The organism is Mycobacterium parmense (genome assembly GCF_010730575.1).
GTDB lineage: Bacteria > Actinomycetota > Actinomycetes > Mycobacteriales > Mycobacteriaceae > Mycobacterium > Mycobacterium parmense.
Map to the genome: position 1 here is coordinate 4825363 of NZ_AP022614.1, position 21124 is coordinate 4846486.

Genomic DNA, 21124 nt, shown 5'->3' on the forward strand with positions numbered 1-21124 from the left:
ACTGTAGGCGAAGCCCGTGTCCACCCGCAGGCGTCCCACTTCGGACGACGACGCCGGTCACGCCGGCGGCGCCATAGGCTGAACATCGTGGCGGGTGAGGAGTCGGTCTTCGATTTCATCGACGTTGTGGTCGAGCGGGAGGGCGTGCGGGCGCTCGACGGGCTCACGGCGACGATCCCGGCCCAGGGGGTGACGGCGGTGTTCGGGCCGTCGGGGTCGGGCAAGTCCACGTTGCTTCGGCTGTGCAATCGGCTCGAGGTGCCGACCAGTGGGCGAGTGATGTTCCGAGGAACCGACATCGTCGAGATCGACCCGCTGGTGCTGCGGCGCCGGGTGGGCATGTGCTTCCAGCGCCCGACCCCGTTTCCCGGCACGGTGGCCGACAACCTGCGGGCGGCCGACCCGGCGGCTTCCGCGGAGCGGATGAGGGACACGCTGGCCCGCGTCGCGTTGACGGGATCGTGGCTGGACCGCGACGCCGGAGCGCTGTCGGGAGGGGAGGCACAGCGCATGTGCCTGGCGCGCACGCTGATGGCGCGGCCCGAGGTGTTGCTGCTCGACGAACCCACGTCGGCGGTGGATGCCGAAGCGGCCGAGGTAATCGAGCGCGCGGTGCGCGAGCTGGCCGCTGACGGGATCCCGGCCCTTTGGGTCTCCCACGACGCGTCGCAGGTCGGGCGGGCCGCCGACCGCGTCCTGCGCGTGCAGCGGGGCCGCAGCCGCGGGTTGGAGCCGACGGCGCCGCGGCCGGGCGACGGGACGGTGGCGAAATGAACGGTCAGGTCGGCTGGGTCGGGCTGGCGGCGTCGCTGGCCCTGGTGGTGCTCGCGGCAGCCATTTCGCTGTGGCAGCAGTTGGGCCTGGAGCGTCAGGTGCTGTGGGCGGCGGCCCGTGCGCTGGCCCAGCTGCTGCTGGTCGGCGGGGCGCTCACGCTGCTGTTCGCGCCCGGCCGGTCGCTGTGGTGGTCGTGGGCGTGGACGGCGGGCATGATCGCCTACGCCGGTGACGTCGCGCACCGGCGCGCGCCGGAGGTGCCGAGGCTGGCGCCGCTGGCCATCGCCGCGTTCACCGCCGCGGCGGTGGTCACCCTTGGCGTGATCTTCGGGCTGCGGGTGTTCCCGCTGCAGGCGCGGACGCTGGTGCCCATCGCCGGGATGATGATCGGGAACTCGATGACGGCGATGGTGCTGGTCGCCCGGCGGTTGGTCGACGAGCTGCGCGACAAGCGCGACGAGGTCGAGGCGCGCCTGGCCCTCGGCCAGCCGTCCCGCCAGGCCGCGGCACCCTATCTGCGAATAGCGTTGCGCTCGGCGATATCTCCTCAAATCGAGACCACGAAGGCCACCGGGCTGGTATTCCTCCCGGGCGCCATGACCGGCCTCATCCTGGCGGGCGTGCACCCGGTGCAGGCCGTGCTCGTGCAGGCCGTCGTCATGTTCCTGATCCTGGGGTCGGTCGCGGCCACCACCGTGGTGGTGGCGCTCGGCCTGGTCCGCCTGGTGTTCACCCGCGACCACCGGCTATTGCCGCTCGGCCGGCGGCGCGACCGCGCCGGCTCGCGCCGCTGACGGGCCGCCGACCCTGCGCGGGCCCGGTTACACACTGGCCGTAATGTGTAAACGGGTCTGACCTGACAACCGATGCGAGGTGGGCTGCAATGACACTTTCCGAGCAAGCCGACGCGAAAGCGGGCGGCGCCGACGCCGAGGGCCTGGTGAGCTACGAGACCCTCGACGACGGCCGCGTCGCCCGGATCTGGCTCAACCGTCCCGAGTCCCACAACGCGCAGAGCCGCGGCCTGCTGGTGCAGCTCGACGAGGCATTCCTGCGGGCTGAGGCAGACGACGGCGTCCGGGTGGTGATCCTGGCCGCGCGCGGCCGCAACTTCTCCGCCGGCCACGACCTGGGCTCCGAATTGGCTCTCGCCGAGCGGCAGCCCGGGCCCGGCCAGCACCCGACCTTCCGGATCAACGGCGCCACCCGCGATCCCGTGGCGGAGAAGACCTACCTGCAGGAGTGGCACTACTTTTTCCAAAACACCTGCCGCTGGCGCGATCTGCGCAAGATCACCATCGCCCAGGTGCAGGGCAACGCGATCTCGGCGGGCCTGATGCTGATCTGGGCGTGCGACCTCATCGTGGCCGCCGACAACGCGAAGTTCAGCGACGTGGTGGCGGTGCGCATGGGCATGCCGGGCGTCGAATACTACGCTCACCCTTGGGAATTCGGCCCTCGCAAGGCCAAGGAGCTGCTGCTGACCGGGGATGCGCTCGACGCCGACGAGGCCTACCGGCTGGGCATGGTGTCCAAGGTCTTCCCCGTCGACGAATTAGCGGACAAGACATTGGAATTCGCGCGGCGTATTGCCGACCGGCCGACGATGGCGGCGCTGCTGGTGAAGGATTCGGTGAACGCCGCCTCCGACGCGATGGGGTTCACCGAGGCGCTGCGGCACGCTTTCCACATCCACGAGCTCGGGCACGCGCACTGGGCGGCCCACAACGAGAACCGCTACCCGGTGGGCCTGCCGCCCGACGTCGAGGACTGGCGCAACGCCAAGCCGACGAAGCTGGCGACCCGCGACACCCCGTAGTCGCAGTCGGTGCGCTCACCGACGCCGGTGCAGCCCACCGGTCACTGAGGGAGCGGGCACCGGGCCGGCCGCCTTGCGGCCGACAAACGCGGTGCTGACGCGGGGTTTGCGGCTGCCGCGGGGAGACGTGCAGACCGGTCACCTCCGTTGTCGGAGGCCATCGTGACGGGTGTCACGGCTGCCCTATGCTAGAACCTGTTTCAGTTTTGGCGTTAGGGGATTGCGTGCAGCTTTCTTTCGAGAACCGGACGTACCTGGTCACCGGTGGTGGCAGCGGAATCGGCAAGGGCGTCGCGGCCGGACTCGTCGCTGCGGGCGCCAACGTCATGATCGTCGGGCGCAACGCCGACCGGCTGGCCGGCGCCGCCGAGGAGCTCGAGGCGCGCGGGCCCGGGCACATTCGCTACGAGCCCGCCGACGTCACCAACGAGGACGAAGCCACCCGCGCGGTGGACGCCGCGACGGCCTGGCACGGGCAACTGCACGGCGCGGTGCACTGCGCGGGCGGATCCGAGACAATCGGGCCGATCACCCAGATCGACTCGGAGGCGTGGCGGCGCACCGTCGACCTCAACGTCAACGGCACCATGTACGTGCTCAAGCACGTCGCACGCGAGCTGGTCCGCGGTGGTGGTGGCTCCTTCGTCGGCATCTCGTCGATCGCGGCTAGCAACACCCACCGCTGGTTCGGCGCTTACGGGGTCAGCAAATCGGCCGTCGACCACATGATGCAGCTGGCCGCCGACGAGCTGGGCGCGTCGTGGGTGCGGGTCAACAGCATCCGGCCCGGCCTGATCCGCACCGACCTCGTGGCGCCGGTGTTCGCCCTGCCGGAGCTGAGCGCGGACTACGCGCAGTGCACCCCCCTGCCGCGGCCCGGTGAAGTCGAAGACGTCGCCAACCTGGCGATGTTCCTGCTCAGCGACGCAGCCTGCTACATCACCGGGCAGGTCATCAACGTCGACGGTGGCCTGATGCTGCGCCGCGGCCCCGATTATTCGGCCATGCTGGAGCCCGCGTTCGGCGCCGAGGGGCTGCGTGGGGTGGTGTGAGCACATGCAAGCTGCGATGACGCGACTCGAAGGCAAGCGCATCCTGGTGACCGGCGCCGCGTCCGGCATCGGTCAGGCCACCGCGCTGCGGTTGCTGGACGAAGGTGCCGCGGTGGTGGGCGCCGATGTCGCGGCCGACGGCCTGGCCAAGACTCAGGCGCGGGCAGACGAAAACGGGACCGGTGACCGGCTCACCACCCGCGAGATGAACGTCGCCGACGAACGCTCCGTGATCGACGGCGTCTCGTGGGCCGTCGAGACACTTGGCGGACTGGATTCGCTGGTCAACGCCGCCGGAGTCCTGCGCGCCGCCCACACCCACGAGACCAGCCTGGAGCTGTGGAGCCAGATCGTCGGCATCAACCTCACCGGCACCTTCCTGGTGGTCCGCGAGGCGCTCCCAGCGCTGCTGGCCAACGCGCGCAGCGCCGTCGTGAACTTCAGCTCCACCTCGGCGTCGTTCGCCCACCCGTACATGGCGGCCTACGCGGCGAGCAAGGGCGGCATCCAGGCGTTCACCCATTCCCTGGCGCTGGAATACGCGCGTGAGGGGCTGCGCGCGGTGTGCGTGGCGCCGGGCAGCATCAAGTCCGGGATCACCGATGCGACAGGCGGCTTGATCCCCAAAGATGCGGACTGGTCGCTGTTTTCGAGGCTGATGCCGATCCTGCCCACCACCGTGGAGTCCAGCGGAACGGGCATGGCCGATCCCTCGGTGGTTGCCGGGGTGATCGCCATGCTGGTGTCCGAGGACGGCGCGTTCATCACCGGCACCGAGATACGCATCGACGGCGGCACCCACGCCTGACGCGACCCGCTTCGCCCGGCTTCGCCGCGCTTGCGATCGCCGCGCTTCGCCCGGCTTCGCCGCGCTTGCGATCGCCGCTAGTTCACGCAGGGCACCCCGCCACCGTCGATCGGCTTTCCCTGATCGGGCGTCGGATAGGTGGTCGTGGCGTCGTAGCCGTAGCCGTATTGGCTCGACTTGCCGCTGGCAGTGGTGGTGGTCGTCGTCGTGGTGGTCGTGTCGTCCACCGTGCTGTCGTCCGGGGGCGGCATCGCGAAGTTGGTGTCGACGGTGATCCGGATGTGACCTGCCTGGATACTCGGATCGGGTTGGATCGGGGCGTCCATGCCCAGCATCGCGGCGAGGTTCTTGGCGTCGGTCTGCGCGCCGGCGCCGTACGCGATCGAGGTCGTCTTGGGTTCGCCGGACTCGCGATCGCGGACCTGGCCCGCGGTGTACCCGCGATTCTTCAGTGCGCGGGACACCTCGGTGGCCATCCCGCTGATGCTGCCCGAGTTGATCACGTCGACGACGGTCGACGGGCTCGGCTTGGCCGCCGTGGTGGCCGCGGTGGTGCTCGGCGAGACGGACCCGATCGCGGTGGCCACCTCCGCCTTGATCGCCGACGGGTCGACGATGTTGACGTCCTGGCCGTCGATGTTGTCGTAACGCACCACCGGCAGCGTTCGGAATTCGATGTTCCCGCCGGTCAGCGCCCCCAGGCGCTGGATCATGTCGTCGTTCCAGCCCGCCGACAGCACCAGGTCCCGGCGTGCCACCGCCATCAGGCTCTTGAGCTTGTCGAGGTTGGTGAAGGTGCCCGACGCCTGCAGCTCCTGCATGACGGAGGAGATGAACGCCTGCTGGCGATGGGTGCGGTCGAGGTCCCCGTTGTCCAACTCGTGACGCTGCCGGACGAACGCGAGCGCCTGTGCGGCGTCGAGGCGCTGCCGCCCGGCCGGGAAGTCGGCGCCGGAATAGGAGTCGTACACGGCGTGGTTCAGGCAGACCTCGACACCGCCCAGCGTCTGGGCCAGGTCGTAGAAGCCCGCCAGGTTGACCTCGGCAAAGTAGTCGATCGGGACGCCGGTCAGGTTGCGCACCGCGCGCAGGGTTGCCGCCCGGCCGGCCTCGCGGCCCTTGGTCTCGAGCTCCTTCTGATCGCTGACACCCTGATTGATCAATTTCTGCGCCACGTATTGCTTGGTCAGCCCATACGCCTCTTTGATCTTGATGTGGTTGTAGCCCGGCACGCCGTTGAAGGCGACCCAGTCGTCGCGAGGAATGGAGAACGCGACCACTTTGTCGTCGGCGCTGACGTGCACCAGGATCAGCGTGTTGGTGTTGTAGCCGCCGTCGTCTGAATCGCCGGCGTGCAGGTGCTTGAGGATGGACCACGGCAGGTCGTTGCCGTCCTGGTCTTTGCGGGAGTCCAAGCCGATGAGCAGGATGTTCATGTTGTCGCCGCTGGACCGTGGGTCCTCGGGCCGCAGGGCTTCGGAAACCGTGATGCCACCCAGCGCGCCGTGAGCCACGTAATATCCGGCGGCGGTCATCAGCACCGCGCCCACCGAGACCAGCGCCATGAAGCTGCGCGCCAGCCCCTTGCGCAGGCGGGAGGGCTTCCGAACGGCTCGATGGCGGTGGTGCGCACCGCCGGCTCGCGCCATCACCGACTCCAGCTCGCACCCAGCGCACCACCGGGCGCCGGGCCGGCGCTGCATGGCGACGTCGCTCGGAACATGGTGTCAAGTATGCGTTAGCCCGGGGTGTGGGTCGTATTCGAAGCACAGATGTGGCCTTGGTCACTGCGGTGTGGCCGCAACTGTTAGCCCGTGTTTATCGATTCCTCGCCCGACTTGTAATAAACGCGGATGTTGGCGCCGGTGAGAAGCGCACCGCTTGGCCGCTTCCGCGCAGTAGGGTCTCACAGCTATGACCACAGCAAACCCGGGTGAGGCACGGACCCGAGTGGAGGTACTGGGCAACATCGGGCCCAACTGGTTCGCATCGGTTATGGGAACGGGCATCGTGGCCACCGCCGGCGCCGGCCTGCCCATCCGTGTGGTGGGGCTGCACGTGTTCACCGAGGCCGTGTGGGTGATCGCCGCGGTCCTGCTGGTGGTGCTGATCGTCGTGGTCGGCGGCCACTGGCTGCGCCACCCCACCGTCGCCCGCACCCATGCCCGCAACCCGCAGATGGCCCACTTCTACGGCGCCGCGCCCATGGCGTTGCTGACGGTCGGCGCGGGCGCGGTGCTGGTCGGGCGGAATCTCATGGGCGAGCGCATCGCCGTCGACCTCGACTGGGTGCTGTGGTCCTGCGGCACCCTCGGCGGCCTGTTCACCGCGGTCAGCATTCCCTTCTTCATGTTCACCCAGCACGACGTCGAGCCCGACGCAGCATTCGGCGGATGGTTGATGCCGGTGGTGCCGCCCATGGTCTCGGCCGCGACGGGGGCGCTGCTGCTGCCGCACCTGGCCGCGGGCGCCGCACGCGCGACGATGCTGTACGGGTGTTACGCGATGTTCGGGCTGTCGTTGGTGGCTTCGTTGAACGTCATCTCGATGATCTGGACGCGCCTGACCATGTACGGCACCTCCGGGTCCGCACGCGTGCCCACGCTGTGGATCGTGCTGGGGCCGCTCGGCCAGTCCATCACCGCTGTGGGACTTCTCGGTGCCGGCGCGAGGCTCGCGGTCGACCGCCGGATCGCCGAGGAAATGGACGCGTTCGCAATCCTGTACGGGGTTCCGGTGTGGGGCTTCGCCGTGCTGTGGATCGCGTTGGCGACGTCGCTGACGGTGCGCACCCTGCGGCGCGGGATGCCCTTCGCGCTGACGTGGTGGAGCCTGACGTTCCCGGTGGGAACGTTCGTCACGGGCACCTCGCAGCTCGCCGCCCACACCCACCTCGGCGCGTTCGCGGTGGCCGCCGTCGTCGCCTACGCCGGTCTGCTGCTCACCTGGTTGCTGGTGGCCGTCCGCACCGCTCGCGGCAGTGTGCGCGGCGGCCTGCTCACGCTGCCGCCGAGCGCGGCGCCGGTCAAGGCCAGCAAGGATCGGGTCCGCTGAGGATCGGGCGACGTTTCGATTCACCGCTGCGGCGGGTAGGCCTCCTGGAGCCGCCGGACGGCTGAGCACGGCCGGGCCGCCACCGAGCAGGAGGAATGTGCATGCGCGCCGAGGAAGGCAACGAATCCGTCCAGGACTACGCCGAAGACAGTCGCCAGACCCTCGGCAAGATCAGGGAATCGCAGCGGGCGGGCGGCCGGCTGGGCGACATCGCCCGGCGATTCGCCAGGGCGTGGCGCGGCGCCCGGCGGTAGTAGCCGGCTGCCGGGCCCGGCGGGGGCGCTGGGGGCCTTAATATCACCTGATGCCCACGGCACCCGAACTCTTCTGGACCAACGGGCCCGGCGGGGTCCGCATCGCCGCCGATCGCCTGGGCGATCCGCAGGCGCGCGCCGTGGTGTTCCTGCACGGCGGAGGGCAGACCCGCCGCTCTTGGGGTAAGGCCGCCGCTGCCGTCGCTCGACGGGGCTGGCAGGCGGTGACGATCGACCTGCGCGGCCACGGGGAATCGGACTGGTCGAGCGACGGCGACTACCGCGTCGTCAGCTTCGCCGCCGATGTCCAAGAGGTGCTCACCGGCCTGCCTCCACAACCGGTGCTGGTCGGGGCCTCGCTGGGAGGGTTCACTTCGATGCTGCTGGCCGGCGAATTGATGCCGGGCGTCGCCAGCGCCGTCGTCCTGGTAGACATCGTGCCGAACATGGACCAGTCCGGAGCCAATCGCATCCACGCCTTCATGGCCGACCGGGTGGAGTCCGGGTTCGAATCACTGGACGAGGTTGCCGACGCGATCGCCGAATACAACCCACACCGTCCCCGGCCGACCGATCTGGAAGGCCTGACCACCAACCTGCGCCGCCGCGGCGACCGCTGGTATTGGCATTGGGATCCGCAGTTCATCAGCGGCACCGCCGCATTTCCGCCCTTCGAGGTCACCGATGCCGACCGCATGCACGCCGCGGTCGCGGAAATCGTCGGCAACGGCGTGCCGATGCTGCTGATCCGCGGACAGATGAGCGATCTCGTGAGCCAGGAACGCGCCGACGAGTTCCTCGCACGCTTTCCGCAGGTAGAATTCACCGACGTTCTCGGCGCCGGCCACATGGTGGCCGGCGATCGTAATGACATCTTCGCGAACGCCGTCTTGGACTTCCTCGACCGGCACGTCGATTCCGCGTGACGCGGTCAGCGCAGCCCGGGCAACTGTGTCGATAGCCGATTACGGCGACACAAATCGGGCCGAAAGGCCCTAGGTACCAGGCGGCGTCGCGCTTAACGTGGGCTTTCGTCGTCCACACGCGATCGAGGAGCGATGCATGGTTCTGAACACCGTCCGGGTATTGAACAAACGTGTGCTGAATCCCATGATGCTGCATGTCGCCGGCCAAAAGCATTGGTACGCAGGGGTAATCGAGCACAAAGGCAGACATTCCGGGAAGACGTACGATACCCCGGTCGTGATTGAACGCACGGGCGACGGCTTCCTCATCGCGCTGCCCTACGGTACACAGGTGGACTGGCTGCGCAACGTGCTGGCCGCCGGTCGGGCCACCATCCGGGTACACGGGGAAACTTGCCAGGCCGTCGAACCGCGGGTCATCGACGCGACGACGGCGTCGCAGTACCTCTCTTCCCTGCGCCGCCTCGAATTCGGTGGGCTGCGTATCAAGAACTACCTGCTGCTCAAGCGCAGCCCCGAAACCGCGTGAACACAGGATCGCGCAATTGCTGAAACCGTTCTGCCACAACTGCAATCGGTGCCACCGTTCGTCGTTCGCCCACTGACCCGGGTAGATGACACGGGGGTTAACTCGGCGACGATCATGTGTCCGGTTGTCACGGCCGTGTCAGGTTCGGTTCGACCGCGTTCGACGCTGCTACCATGCTGCCGAGCACAAGCGGAGGAGGACGGCGTGACCACATCCTGGTTGCGAGGGTTGGCGGTGTTCGGCGCCACCGTGACGGCGGCGACGACGTTCGCGAACCCGGCGCTGGCGACGTCGCCTCCGCGCCCGGGGATGCAGGTTGATGCCCAAAACAGCAGGTGCACAGCGGGTTTCGCGGCCCAGGGCAACGACGGCAGCTACTACCTGTTCACCAGTGGGCACTGTGACGCGCACGACGACTCGGAATGGACCTATGGCAACGCCGTTCCGCTGGGGAGAATCACCGCCAGCGAGCACGAAGGCGACACCGTCGACGCCGCGATCATTCACCTGGACCCCAGCGTTGGCGCGCCGGTGGGTAATGTCGGTGGCAAGTATATTGTCCGAGATGTGTTGAGCCCGATGCAGGTTGAGCGCGGCATGCCGTTCTGTAAGATCGGCGCGGTCAGCGGTGAAACGTGCGGGGTGGTCCAAGACGTCAAGAACGACGTGGTGCTGGCCAGCGTCTACAGCGCCAACGGCGACAGCGGCAGTCCCGGTTTCGTGATGAACCCGGACGGCACCGTGAGCGCGGTCGGTTTGTTGATGTCGTCGCCCGACGGGGACGACAACTCTACATATTTCGCGAGCATTCAGCCGCTGCTCGGCCGGTGGGGCCTGCGCGTGCTGCCCTGACGGGCTCACCGGGCCCCCGGTGCCACGACAACCGGCCCCCGTAACGCAGAGTTTGCATTCGCTGCGGATAGGGTAACCGCCGGAGCGGCGTGCACGCGCCCGCCGAAGCCCGTCAGGCCCTGGCGGCCCGGGTGATTACAGCGGCACCGGCGACACGAAGGGGTGTGTAGTGAAGCGTGGTTTCGTGATTGGTGCAGCCGGGGTTGCCGTGGTGGCCGCGGCCTGCGCCGGATGTTCGAGCAACAAGCCCAGCACGGGGGCGTCGGGTTCGTCGTCTCCCGCGGCGGCGGCCGGGACGCAGGTCATCGTCGACGGCCAGGCCCAGAATGTGAGTGGGGCGGTCACCTGCAACCCGTCCGGCGACAACATCAACATCGGCGTGGGTGACCCGTCGGCCGGAATCGGGGCGGTCATCAGCAACGCCAATCCGCCCATCGTCCACTCGGTGGGGCTGGGCAGCGTCAACGGCATCACGCTTGGTTTCTCCGACGCCGCGCCCAACAACCAGGGCGGAAACGCCGGCGCTGCGGTGAGCGGCAAGTCCTACGCGATCAAGGGCACCGCGACCGGTGTCGACATGAGCAACCCGCAGCAGCCGCAGCAGGTGACCAAGTCATTCGAGATGGACGTGACCTGCCCGTAGCGCAGGCGATCGACATCCAAGAGGGGACGCAGCTATGTCTATGAAACGTGTCGTCAGCGCGGCGGCGGTCGCGGCCGGTCTCACCATGTCCACCGTGGCGCTCGGCCCCGGGTACGCCTACTCGGCGCCCCTCGACCCCCCGCCGCCGTGTCCGGGCTGCCACGGCGGTGGCGGTGGAGGCGGTAACCCGGGTGGTCCCGGTGGTGGCAACCCCGGCGGTGCTCCCGGCGGCCAACAGGGCGGTCCGGGCGGTCAGGCGGGTGGCCAGAGCAACCCGCCGCCGCAGGGCGGCCAGAGCAACCCGCCGCCGCAGGGCGGCCAGAACAACCCGCCGCCACAGGGCGGGCAGAACAACCCGCCGCCGCAGGGCGGGCAGAACAACCCGCCGCCACAGGGCGGGCACGGGCAGAATCCGCAGCCGGGCGGTCAGAACAATCCACCGCAGGGCGGGCAGAACACTCCGCCGCCGCAGGGTGGTCCGTCCAACCAGCCGGGTGGGCATGGGCAGAACCCCCAGCAGCCGGGCAATGAGAACAACCCGCCGCAGGGCGGCCAGAACACTCCGTCGCCGCAGGGTGGTCCGTCCAACCAGCCGGGTGTGCATGGGCAGAACCCCCAGCAGCCCGGTAATCAGAACAACCCGCCGCAGAACGGGCCCAACAACGAGCCCCACGGGAGGCCGGCCAACCTCAACCCGCCGCCCACCCAGCCGCCGCACCCGCCGTATATTCCTCCGCGCGGGACCTACGCGAGCGGCAACGCGCAGATCGGCGGCCCCACGGGCCTGACGGTCGGTTTCAGTGTCGTCGGCCACGGGGCGCCGCCTCCGCCGCCGCAGCGAGGCTTCGGCTGGAACGACGGCCCGGCGCCCGGTCACCCGCCGCCGCATTGGGAGGGTCCGCCGCCTCCCGGCGGCTGGGACGGCCCGCCGCCTCCCGGCGGCTGGAACCGGCCGTGGAGTGGGCCCCCGCGCGACGTAGCAGTGGCGCAGGCCGACTTCGGCCCGTTCAACTACGACACCTTCACCGTGCTGCCCGTGTTCAACTGGCAGTACGGGGGATGGGGTTACTGGTTCTTCGGAGTCTGGGTCCCGCTGTACTGACATCAGAAGCCGACGTCACAGGGAGCGCCCGTCAGGATCGACCTGGCAGGCGCTCCCTGTTGCGCTTGCCCGCACGCAATCTGCGAGGGAGCGAGGTTCGACCCGCCGGTGAACCCCGCCGCGCGGACTGGTCCGACCGGTCAACCGGCGTGGCCAATCCCCTGCCCGGTGCTTTCTCTGGCCGCAGTTTTCTACCCTGGCGCTCACCACACTGATTCGGGTGGTGCGGCACGCGCCCCCCAAATCTCGGCATTTACAGTTTGTTTCGACTACCGGTGTGGGTCGTCCCTGTTGACGACTTCGCGGCTATCGCGATGGAGCTGGGCGCTAGACGTAGTTCTCATGGACGTAGCACCAGCGCCACGTCTCTCCGGACTCCATGGACTGCACGATCGGGTGATCCGTGGCAAGGAAGTGCGCACTTGCGTGCTGCATCGGTGACGAATCGCAACAGCCGACGTATCCACAGGTGAGGCACAGCCGCAAATGCACCCACTGCGTGCCGAGCCGCAGGCACTCTTGGCAGCCCTTATGGGTACGCGGGCTCACGGGGTTGATGGCGACGACATCGGGATCCATGTGCGTCGAGGTCATTGACACGCCTCCTTGTGGGTGTGTTCTACCGTTTGCGTTTCCAAACCATTTTCGTTGCGCCACAACGGAATCGCCTCCTCGGACACTGCACCGAAGCGGGGTCCGCCGAATCGCCGAGCCACCCGGTGCCGAGCTCCGGAATCCACTTTGCCAGCGTCGCGTCGACAGAGCGTGCGCCCGGCGGGTTGAAATCGTTGCCCCAAATTCGTTGCAACAGCACAACCTTTTGGATCGGGACGCGGCGCTGCGTGACGAGCCGCGGTGCTTCTTATGAGAGCGTCCGTTCACATACGCGTGTGCTCGGGCCGTGACGTGCCGGCGCAGGACGAGGTAGGTTGGCGTTCTTCCGAAAGCCAACTCGTTTCGACGGAATGGCTTGCGCAATTGGCACTTTTGTCGGCACCCGGCGGACTGTACTGATTGACGGCTGCTTACGAACCGGCCACTTCCATTGCAGGACTGTCCGCCTCGCGTCGCCGTCGCGCTTCGAATGCAGCCAGCCGAGCGTGGGGGCCTTCGCCTTCTTCTCCCGACAGGGGAGCAAACTGCCGTAAAAGGCGAGCGAATTCTTGAACAATGGTGCTGTAGAACGCACGCAGTACATGAGGCGAAAGCGACTCGCCATCCAGTACGGAGGCGCCGGTCTGTCGCAGGGACCGGATCGTCAGAGCGGACGGAAGACTTCGGCCCCGGGCCACACCCGCCTCAAGCAGGGTCCAGGTGCCGGGGCAGACAACCCCGACCGGCTTCGACAAAGTGATGAAATCACCAACGAACGAGACCACGCTATCGTGGCTGGAAAGCTGGTGAGACCTAACCATCCCGGGCAGCAGTAGCAACGCCTCGTACTCGTCCACCGACGCTTCGCCCACCGCCCGGTCGACGGTGTACACGCGGGCCGGTTCGAGGTCTTCGTTGAGCGATTGGATCTGCCCGGCTCGCAGTGCCAACAGCTGAGTGTGTGCGCCCGCTTGTCGCACAGCATCGCCCGCCGCGTCCAATTCGGTCTGCCCGACGCCGTCCGCCGCAAGCAGTGCGATCCTCGAACCTCGCAGGTATTCGGCCATGTCGGGCTCCACTCGGCAACGGGGTGTGAACGGGGGACTTCTCGCTGACAAGCATCACCGTTGAGGACGTCGATGTCTTGCCCCCGTCCGAGCGAATATGTCTGTCGCACTTCGCCCCGCTGTGACAGGACCGCGGGATCGTCACGTTCCCCTTCTGACAGTCATGTAGCACCCTCTGCTTTGCAGAACTCGTCTTTCGGAACATCGATCGGGCGTGCTCGCGTTCTCGCTTCACCACAACGGATCACGCATGTACTTGGCTAAAAGCGGGCTTTGCCTGCCTTCGCCCAGAGGATGACATACTCGGGATGCGCCTTGCGCTGGGCGATCTCCGCCGGCAGCAGGCATGCGGAATTGGCACGAACGCACGCGCGCTTGGTGCCGTACGTGAATCCCCAATTCTGTTCCCTCTGAGGTATTTTGTCTCCGATGTCGACTGAGTACCCATCGGCGGCAACGGTGTCGAAGCGAGACCGGGTCGCCCTTTATGCGGTGAACTTCTTCATGGCCGACATGGAGGCCGGTATGGGCCCCTTCCTGGGCGTGCTGCTGCAGAGCCGTGGGTGGAGCACCGGCAGCATCGGCGCGGTCATCACTTTGGGTGCCGTCGTCGGCATGGTCGCGGTCACTCCCGCGGGTGCGCTGGTAGACGCCACCAGCCACAAGCGGGCCTGCGTCATTGTCGTCGGGCTTGGTGCCGTGGCGGGCGCGGCGGTCATCCTGACGTCGCAGCACTTCTGGGTGATCGCCGGGGCTCAGGCGGTGATGTGCATTTCGGGGGCAACGATCGCGCCTGCGATGATCGGCATCACCCTCGGGGTCGTGGGGCAAGCAAGGTTTACGGGTCAAAACGGCCGTAATCAGGCCTTCAATCACGCCGGCAACATGGCTGGAGCGGCCATCGCCGGCCTGCTGGGCTGGCATTTCGGTTACGCCGCGGTGTTCTGGCTGGCGGCAGGGTTTGCTGCCGTCACTGTCGCCGCCGTGCTGGCGATCCCGGCTGGTCACATCGACCATCACCTCGCCCGCGGGGAGGCATTTGCCACCGACCAGCCGCGTATCAAATCGCTGCGCGTCCTCCTTGGGTGCCGACCCCTGCTGGCGGTAGCGGCAGCGGTGATGCTTTTCCACCTGGGCAACGCCGCGATGCTGCCGCTCTATGGGTTGGCAGTGGTGGCCAGAAACGGCAACCCGTTCATCACCGTGGCCGGTACCGTCGTCATCGCCCAAGCCGTGATGGTGCCCGCCTCGCTGGCAGCCTTGAGAATTGCGGAAGTCCGTGGCTACTGGCCGGCCATCTTGATTGCGTTCACCGCGCTGCCGGCGCGCGCCCTCATTGCCAGCCATGTCATCACCAGCTGGGGTGTGATACCGGTGGAAGTCCTCGATGGCGTCGGTGCCGGCATCTTGTCAGTCGCGGTGCCGGGACTGGTAGCCCGCATACTCGACGGCACAGGCCACATCAATGTCGGTCAGGGCGCCGTGATGGCTGCGCAAGGGCTCGGTGGCGCGCTGAGCCCGGTGCTCGCCGGATTCACTGCGCAGACAATGGGATTCGCAACCGCGTTCGCGATGCTCGGCGGCATTTCGCTGGGATCCCTGGTTATCTGGCTGGCTCTTGCCAAGATGCTGCGCGCCGCCGCCGACAGGTAGCCCGGTAGCCACCCGGCCGGCCGGTTTATCACGACGGATATGTGCCGCCGCGGAATGCTAATATCATGAGAATTTCGGCAGTAAAACTGCGGGTATTGCACCAGGAACCGGGGTATCGCCGGACCGGGCCTGGAGTCCTTCGAATCGGGGCAGTCGGGTGGCTGGGCCGGCCGTGGGAGGAGGTGCGCGACGCGCGACTGTATCCCGTCCGTCTCCCATCGCCACCCCAGTGTTAATTGGATCGGAATTCACGAGACGTATAGGGCACCGGAGTCGCGTATCGGTCATGAACGCCAATTCGACGGTCGCCGGCGATATCGAGCCAACGGGCACCCCGGAAGGCTTGGCGGCGCTGACCCGAATTATCTTCCAATCGTTGGATCCCGAGGACATTCTCGCGGTAGCTGCTGAAGGGGCTGCGGCCCTGTGCACGTGCAGAGTCGAGGCCAGCTACTGCGCTGACGACGAGGAAATGAAGCCGTGCCCACCCTCTCAAACCGAGCGCCCGGAGCTGACAGACGTGCTTCAGCGTGCGAACTGGGAGGGCAGGATCGAACTCCCGCGGGGAGATTGGGGATGGGCGTTTCCCCTATCCCATCGGGATGCTCTACGAGGGTGCCTTGTGATCGGCGCCAGCGTCGAGCCCACACCCGATCACCTGCTGTTGCTGCAGCTGCTCGCACAGAAGGCCGGTGCCGCGCTGGCATGCGCCGAGCTGCATCAGCGGGAAGTTGGACGGGCCGGCCAACTGGCCAAGGCGAATGAGTTTCTCGCCCAAGCGGTGCATCGGCTGAAGGCCCAGACGCAAGCGCATGAGCTGCTGGAGGCGGCGCTGGCCGCTGGCGAGGGCGTGCAAGGCATCGTCGACGCACTTCATCGATTGACGGGACGTTCGGTCTGCGTCGAAGACAGGTTCGGCAACCTCTGCGCATGGGCTGGGCCCGGACAGCCACTCCGGTACCCGAAACAAAAGCCCGGCCAGCGCGACCGGTTCTTGCGTTCGCTCTCGACGCAGGCTGTTCCGGTGAGTTCCGGGGGACGCCTGAGCGTCCTGATAAAGCCGCAGTCGGAGATGCTTGGTGTTGTCGCGCTCGTTGACCCTGGAGACGAGGTCGACGAGGACGTGTTGTTCTCTCTCAGGTACTGCAGCAACGTGCTGGGACTCGAGTTATCCCATCAACGCAACCTCGCCCAGCTGCAGCTGAATCTGCGCCGCGAGCTGGTCGATGATCTGGTGGCGGGCACCAACGAGGATGGGGCCTATGCGCGCGCTGAGGCGCTGATTCATGACTTGCGCCGTCCGCACTATGTCGTGGTGATCCACAGCGGGCGCGGCGCCGGCAACGCCGGCATCGCCGCCGCGGGCCGTGTCGCCGAGAACCTGAATATGAATTACCTGGCGGGGCGTCAGGGAGGTCTGATCGTCCTACTCGTCGACAGTCATCCGGCTCCCGATGCTCTGCACCGGGAGGTCAGTAGACAATTTGGCGACTTGACGAGTGCAATTGGCATCGGGTCGCGCTGTGATGGGCCGGCCGATTTTCCCCAATCTTTCCTCAGAGCCCGTCGCGCGCTCAATGTCCGGCTGAACTCGGCCCATCCCCGGGGAGCTTCTGACTATTACGAGCTGGGTTTCTACCACTTGATCGATGCGGCGCACACCGCCGGTGTCGTCGACGACTACCTCCGCCAATGGCTGGGGCCGCTGATCGATTACGACGCCGTGAAAAAGTCCGATCTGGTACACACCCTGAGTCACTATCTCGAGTGTGGCGGCAATTACGACGAATCGGCTGCCGCTTTGCATATTCACCGGAGCACGTTGCGGTATCGGCTCGGCCGCATCGCGGACCTGACGGGTTTCGACCTTCGCGATGTTGATACTCGCTTCAACCTGCATGCCGCTACGCGAGTGTGGCGCTTCCTTACCTCGACTGCGTGACTGCACGGTAGCCGAAGCGATTGCGAGGCTTAACTTTCAGGGGCAAGGTGCATCACTCGAGGGCGCCGCTGCAGGGCGACCCGTGCGCCGGCTGGATCATCGCGCGCCCAACCCCTGAAACTCCGTGGGCAACTGGCTCAATAAGTCCTCGAACTCACCTGGTGTCACCGCGTCGCGAATCGTCGCCATGACCGCGTCCAAGGCAGCCTCCGCGGCCTCCGTGTCACGCCCACTCCGTTGAGCCACTCGGTTGACGAACTCGTCGTAACTGAAAGCTTCGGCCTCTTCTTCTGTTGGGAGCAAAGCGTCCTGCAGCGGTGAGGGCAGGTGAACGGCCAGATCGCGGGCCTCACCCCCGCTGATCCGCTCCCCGAGAGTGGTCAGGGTGGCGCGGGTGAGGGCCACCGCGTCTCCTTCGAATAGGCCGCTACGCTCGGCCACCGACGAAATGAATTCCTCATATCGCATTTTTCCTCCATGGGTTTCGGCTTCCCATATCGTGGCGAGGCTCGTGCGCCGGTGCATCGTTCTCGGGAGTCGGATTCCGGTGCTGGTAATCAACCTGGCGGGTGAGCTCACGTCGCAGCAATCGGCACACGTGGTGCCGCACAGAGGCTCTCCGCTTCAGTCCTATTGTCGACCAGTACTGTTGGGGTTCTCGCTGAATTGCGACCCCCCGGGGCTGTTACGGCTTAGTCTCTCGGGACGAGCGTTACCACCCTTTCCCGCCCCGTCGGGCCGGTGCGGTTGTGACGACCAATTCGCACCATGAAGTCATGACGCAGGAGCCTTTGAAAGTTGGTCTGCTGGCGCCGCCATGGGCCGCCGTACCCCCACCCGGTTACGGGGGAACCGAGTCAGTGGTGTGCCAGCTTGCGCAGGGCCTGATCGCGGCCGGACACGAGGTCGTGCTGTTTGCCACCGGCGACAGCACCGCACCGGTCCCCGTCGTCTATGCCATGGCCAGCGCGAACTGGGACCGCATCGGGCATGGCGAGGTGGAGCTGCCCCACGTGATGCGCGGCTACGAGGCCCTCGCCGGTTGCGACATAATCCACGACCACACCCTGTTGGGGCCGGCCTGGGCCTTGGCGACCGGCTACGACCGAGTGGTTACCACCTGCCACGGCCCGTTCAGCGGTGCGCTGCGGGGGATCTACCGCCGGTACGGCAAGCGGCTACCGGTCGTTGCGATCTCACACGACCAGGCTTCCCACGCGCCCGAGATCGCGGTGGATCGGGTCATTCACCACGGCCTTGACCCCGACGAATACCCGCAAGGCTGCGGCGACGGAGACTACCTGTTGTTCCTCGGGCGGATGACGCCCGACAAGGGCGTGCGCGAGGCCGTCTTGGCCGCACGCGCCGCTGGCGAGGCGCTGATCATCGCGGCTAAGAACCGAGAACCAGCCGAGCGGGCTTACTTCACCGAAGTAATCGAGCCCCTGCTCACCGACGATGTCGACGTCAGGGGAGAGGTCGCCGGCGATGCGAAGTTGGCGTTACTCGGTGCCGCCAAAGCACTTCTGAATCCCATCCAATGGGCGGAACCGTTCGGGCTGGTGATGATTGAGGCGATGGCCTGCGGCACGCCGGTCATCGCCTGTCCCAACGGTGCGGCGCCCGAGATCGTGGATACCGGCAGGACGGGGTTCCTCTGCTTCGATTCCGCCGACCTGGTGGACGCGATCCACCGCGTCGATGAATTGGACCGTGCAGTGTGCCGCGCCGCCGTCACCGAGCGGTTCTCCACCGCTCGGATGGTCGACGACCACCTCGCCCTGTACCAGCAGATGGTAAGCCGGTGACCTTCGTCGACGGCGAAGAATGCGCGGCCGGAGCTTGGGCGTCGGGAACAGGCCCGCCCGTGACCGGTAGTGACGTGACGCTGCTGGAAGGTTCGACGTTTTGCATTTCGGCCTTATCGGGCGACGTCCATCGCGACCGGCCGCACGGACTGTTCGTGGCCGACACCCGAATGTTGTCCTGCTGGCGGCTTGTCATCGATGGCTCGCCGGTCCAAAACCTTTCCACGATCGAGGAACCGACCGAACCGTACCGCGCGATTTTCGTCGGCCGGACTCCGCCGCGTCAGTGGCTGGCGGACAGCACGATGCTGGTCCTGCGCGACAGGCTGGTTGGTGACGGTTTGCGCGAGGACGTGATCTTGCGCAACCTCGGCGCCGAGCCGGTGGGGGTCACCGTGACGCTGGCCGTCGATACGGACTTCGCGGATGTCTTCGCCGTCAAAGAGGGAAGGGTTCAGCCACCGCACGGCCTGGCCGTCGACATAGGAACGGCATCAATGACTTTCACGCTCGCCGGGCCGGACGACACCCGCATTGCTCAGATCTCCGCCACCGGAGACCCGAGCGTCACACCAGGCAGATTCACCTTCCGGATCGTTGTTCCACAACGCTCCCAGTGGTCAACCTGTTTCGCCGTGGAAGCCACGACTGGAGGCAGGCGAGTTCAGCTTCGGCACAAATGTGGCGAACCGATAGATAGCAGCGCCCCCGCGCGACGGCTGCAGGCATGGCGGCTGTCGAATCCACTTATTGAGACCGGACATTCGGCGCTGGATTGTTCACTGGAAGTGGGCACCCGCGACTTGGGCTCACTCCAGATCGAAGACCCGGCACAGCCGGGCTATCCGATTCTTGCCGCCGGTGCACCCTGGTTCATGACGCTATTCGGGCGAGATTCCCTCTTGACCGCGTGGATGGCCTTAGGCTTGGACTCCCGCTTGGCGCTGAACACTTTGCGCACCCTGGCCAGGCTGCAGGGGACCCGGGTGGATCCACTGACGGAGGAGGAGCCGGGCCGCATCCTGCATGAGGTGCGTTTGGGCAGGGAGGCGGCGCTGACGCTGGGCGGAGGTACCACATACTACGGCACCGCTGACGCCACACCACTTTTCGTCATGCTGCTCGCCGAGCTCGATCGGTGGGGAGCTCTTCCCGACGCTGACCGGCCCGCCCTGGTGGCCGCGGCAGACCGTGCCATGGAGTGGATCCTGCAGTATGGTGACGCTGACGGAGACGGTTACGTGGAGTACCGCCGACACACCGACCGCGGCTTGGTGAACCAGGGCTGGAAAGACTCCTTCGACGGTGTCAACCATGCCGACGGGCATCTCGCCTCACCCCCGATAGCGCTGTGCGAGGTACAGGGCTACGTGTACGCAGCGTTTCAGGCCCGGGCGTTTCTCGCCGAGGGAGACGGTGACCCGGGCTGCGCGCAGCAGTGGCGCAGCAGGGCCGCGCGGCTGAAGGCGGCGTTCAACCTGGCCTTCTGGATGCCCGAACAACAGGCGTTCGCCCTGGCGCTCGACGGCGGCAAACATCAAGTCGATGCCGTCGCGTCGAACATGGGGCACTGCCTGTGGACGGGGATCGTCGACGACGACAAGGCCGCCGCGGTGGCCGCGCATCTCGTAGGCCCTGCGCTGAACTCCGGCTTCGGTGTGCGGACCCTCGCCGCCGACATGAACGCCTACAACCCGATGAGCTACCACAACGGCTCGGTGTGGCCGCACGACACCGCGATCGTCGTCGCCGGGCTAGCCAATTACGGTTTTGCCCAAGAGGCTCAACAGATTGCGTTGGGGCTTCTCGATGCTTCCGACTACTTCGGGGGGCGGCTGCCCGAGCTGTTCTGCGGCTTTCCGCGTGCCGAGTTCTCGCGTCCCGTGCCGTATCCGACGTCGTGTTCGCCGCAAGCCTGGGCCGCTGCGTCGTCGCGCCTGGTGCTGCGCAGCCTGCTGCGATTCAACCCCGACATTCCGCACGGCCAGGTTCAGGTGTGTCCGATTGCTCCGGGTCGGTTCTTGCCTGTGCGCCTGCACAACGTCCCCCTCGCAGGCACCCGGATCAGCCTCACCGTCGACGCACACGGCGGCGTCGATGTGTGCGACCTTCCCCCAGGAGTCCGGCTGGTTACCGCCGAGCCCAGGCGTTCGCCCGGTCGCGCTTCGGCACAGCAGCACGATCGAAGTCACTGAGCTGAGTCGCCTTCGTTGGCAGCTCGTCGGCATCCCGGCGCTCGGCTATTTG

At 66.9% G+C, this 21124-nt stretch carries 20 protein-coding genes; 16 read left to right on the forward strand and 4 right to left on the reverse strand.

Features of this window, described 5'->3' with window-relative positions; genetic code table 11:
- Positions 1–87: 87 nt before the first annotated feature.
- The 5 genes from G6N48_RS22250 (at position 88) to G6N48_RS22270 (ending at position 4453) form a co-directional block, all read left to right on the forward strand.
- Positions 88–774, forward strand: coding sequence for an ABC transporter ATP-binding protein (locus tag G6N48_RS22250; protein ID WP_085268297.1), 687 nt, complete (start codon positions 88–90; stop codon positions 772–774).
- Entirely contained in the window at positions 771–1568 is a 798-nt protein-coding gene (locus tag G6N48_RS22255) for an ABC transporter permease (RefSeq protein ID WP_085268298.1), read from the forward strand. Before G6N48_RS22250 ends, G6N48_RS22255 begins: the two co-directional genes overlap by 4 nt.
- A gap of 89 nt (positions 1569–1657) precedes the next feature.
- Positions 1658–2593, forward strand: a complete 936-nt coding sequence (locus G6N48_RS22260) for an enoyl-CoA hydratase (protein ID WP_085268299.1) — start codon at positions 1658–1660, stop codon at positions 2591–2593.
- 224 nt (positions 2594–2817) lie between these two features.
- Complete coding sequence (locus G6N48_RS22265) at positions 2818–3645, forward strand: SDR family oxidoreductase (RefSeq protein WP_085268300.1); 828 nt, start codon at positions 2818–2820, stop codon at positions 3643–3645.
- 16 nt (positions 3646–3661) lie between these two features.
- Entirely contained in the window at positions 3662–4453 is a 792-nt protein-coding gene (locus tag G6N48_RS22270) for an SDR family NAD(P)-dependent oxidoreductase (RefSeq protein WP_085268436.1), read from the forward strand.
- A gap of 77 nt (positions 4454–4530) precedes the next feature.
- Here G6N48_RS22270 and G6N48_RS22275 read toward each other — a convergent pair whose 3' ends face one another.
- Entirely contained in the window at positions 4531–6102 is a 1572-nt protein-coding gene (locus G6N48_RS22275) for an LCP family protein (RefSeq protein ID WP_085268437.1), read from the reverse strand.
- A gap of 265 nt (positions 6103–6367) precedes the next feature.
- On the opposite strand from G6N48_RS22275, the gene G6N48_RS22280 reads away from it, so the two are divergent.
- The 7 genes from G6N48_RS22280 (at position 6368) to G6N48_RS22305 (ending at position 11813) form a co-directional block, all read left to right on the forward strand.
- Positions 6368–7507, forward strand: a complete 1140-nt coding sequence (locus G6N48_RS22280) for a TDT family transporter (protein WP_085268301.1) — start codon at positions 6368–6370, stop codon at positions 7505–7507.
- 101 nt (positions 7508–7608) lie between these two features.
- Positions 7609–7761 (forward strand): hypothetical protein, encoded by a 153-nt coding sequence (locus G6N48_RS27755; protein WP_169718427.1) that lies wholly within the window; start codon positions 7609–7611, stop codon positions 7759–7761.
- Positions 7762–7811: 50 nt separating this feature from the next.
- Positions 7812–8687, forward strand: coding sequence for an alpha/beta fold hydrolase (locus tag G6N48_RS22285; RefSeq protein ID WP_179969902.1), 876 nt, complete (start codon positions 7812–7814; stop codon positions 8685–8687).
- Between the two features lie 136 nt (positions 8688–8823).
- Entirely contained in the window at positions 8824–9216 is a 393-nt protein-coding gene (locus G6N48_RS22290; protein WP_085268302.1) for a nitroreductase family deazaflavin-dependent oxidoreductase, read from the forward strand.
- Between the two features lie 204 nt (positions 9217–9420).
- A complete protein-coding gene (locus G6N48_RS22295; protein WP_085268303.1) occupies positions 9421–10068 on the forward strand; it encodes a S1 family peptidase in 648 nt (215 codons plus the stop codon).
- A 169-nt stretch (positions 10069–10237) separates the two neighbouring features.
- Positions 10238–10711, forward strand: coding sequence for a lipoprotein LpqH (locus G6N48_RS22300; protein ID WP_085268304.1), 474 nt, complete (start codon positions 10238–10240; stop codon positions 10709–10711).
- Positions 10712–10751: 40 nt separating this feature from the next.
- Complete coding sequence (locus G6N48_RS22305) at positions 10752–11813, forward strand: MAP_0585 family protein (RefSeq protein WP_085268305.1); 1062 nt, start codon at positions 10752–10754, stop codon at positions 11811–11813.
- Between the two features lie 327 nt (positions 11814–12140).
- Here G6N48_RS22305 and G6N48_RS22310 read toward each other — a convergent pair whose 3' ends face one another.
- Positions 12141–12407, reverse strand: a complete 267-nt coding sequence (locus tag G6N48_RS22310; RefSeq protein WP_085268306.1) for a UBP-type zinc finger domain-containing protein — start codon at positions 12405–12407, stop codon at positions 12141–12143.
- 431 nt (positions 12408–12838) lie between these two features.
- A complete protein-coding gene (locus G6N48_RS22315; protein ID WP_085268439.1) occupies positions 12839–13474 on the reverse strand; it encodes a DJ-1/PfpI family protein in 636 nt (211 codons plus the stop codon).
- A 429-nt stretch (positions 13475–13903) separates the two neighbouring features.
- Here G6N48_RS22315 and G6N48_RS22320 point away from each other — a divergent pair, with 429 nt between their 5' ends.
- Together G6N48_RS22320 and G6N48_RS22325 are read left to right on the forward strand one after the other, a co-directional pair.
- The gene (locus G6N48_RS22320; RefSeq protein ID WP_085268307.1) at positions 13904–15127 is read left to right on the forward strand and encodes an MFS transporter; all 1224 of its coding nucleotides are present in this window, start codon (positions 13904–13906) and stop codon (positions 15125–15127) included.
- A gap of 286 nt (positions 15128–15413) precedes the next feature.
- Positions 15414–17069 carry a PucR family transcriptional regulator gene (locus G6N48_RS22325; protein ID WP_085268308.1) on the forward strand — a complete coding sequence of 552 codons (1656 nt, stop codon included), beginning with the start codon at positions 15414–15416 and terminating at the stop codon, positions 17067–17069.
- A 96-nt stretch (positions 17070–17165) separates the two neighbouring features.
- On the opposite strand, the gene G6N48_RS22330 is transcribed toward G6N48_RS22325, so the two are convergent.
- Positions 17166–17594: a DUF2267 domain-containing protein gene (locus G6N48_RS22330; RefSeq protein WP_332107587.1), complete on the reverse strand. Its 429-nt coding sequence runs from the start codon at positions 17592–17594 to the stop codon at positions 17166–17168.
- A 251-nt stretch (positions 17595–17845) separates the two neighbouring features.
- On the opposite strand from G6N48_RS22330, the gene G6N48_RS22335 reads away from it, so the two are divergent.
- Both G6N48_RS22335 and G6N48_RS22340 read left to right on the forward strand, forming a co-directional pair.
- Positions 17846–18877: a glycosyltransferase family 4 protein gene (locus G6N48_RS22335; RefSeq protein ID WP_197745599.1), complete on the forward strand. Its 1032-nt coding sequence runs from the start codon at positions 17846–17848 to the stop codon at positions 18875–18877.
- Positions 18878–18936: 59 nt separating this feature from the next.
- The gene (locus G6N48_RS22340) at positions 18937–21072 is read left to right on the forward strand and encodes an amylo-alpha-1,6-glucosidase (protein WP_139825698.1); all 2136 of its coding nucleotides are present in this window, start codon (positions 18937–18939) and stop codon (positions 21070–21072) included.
- Positions 21073–21124: the final 52 nt, after the last annotated feature.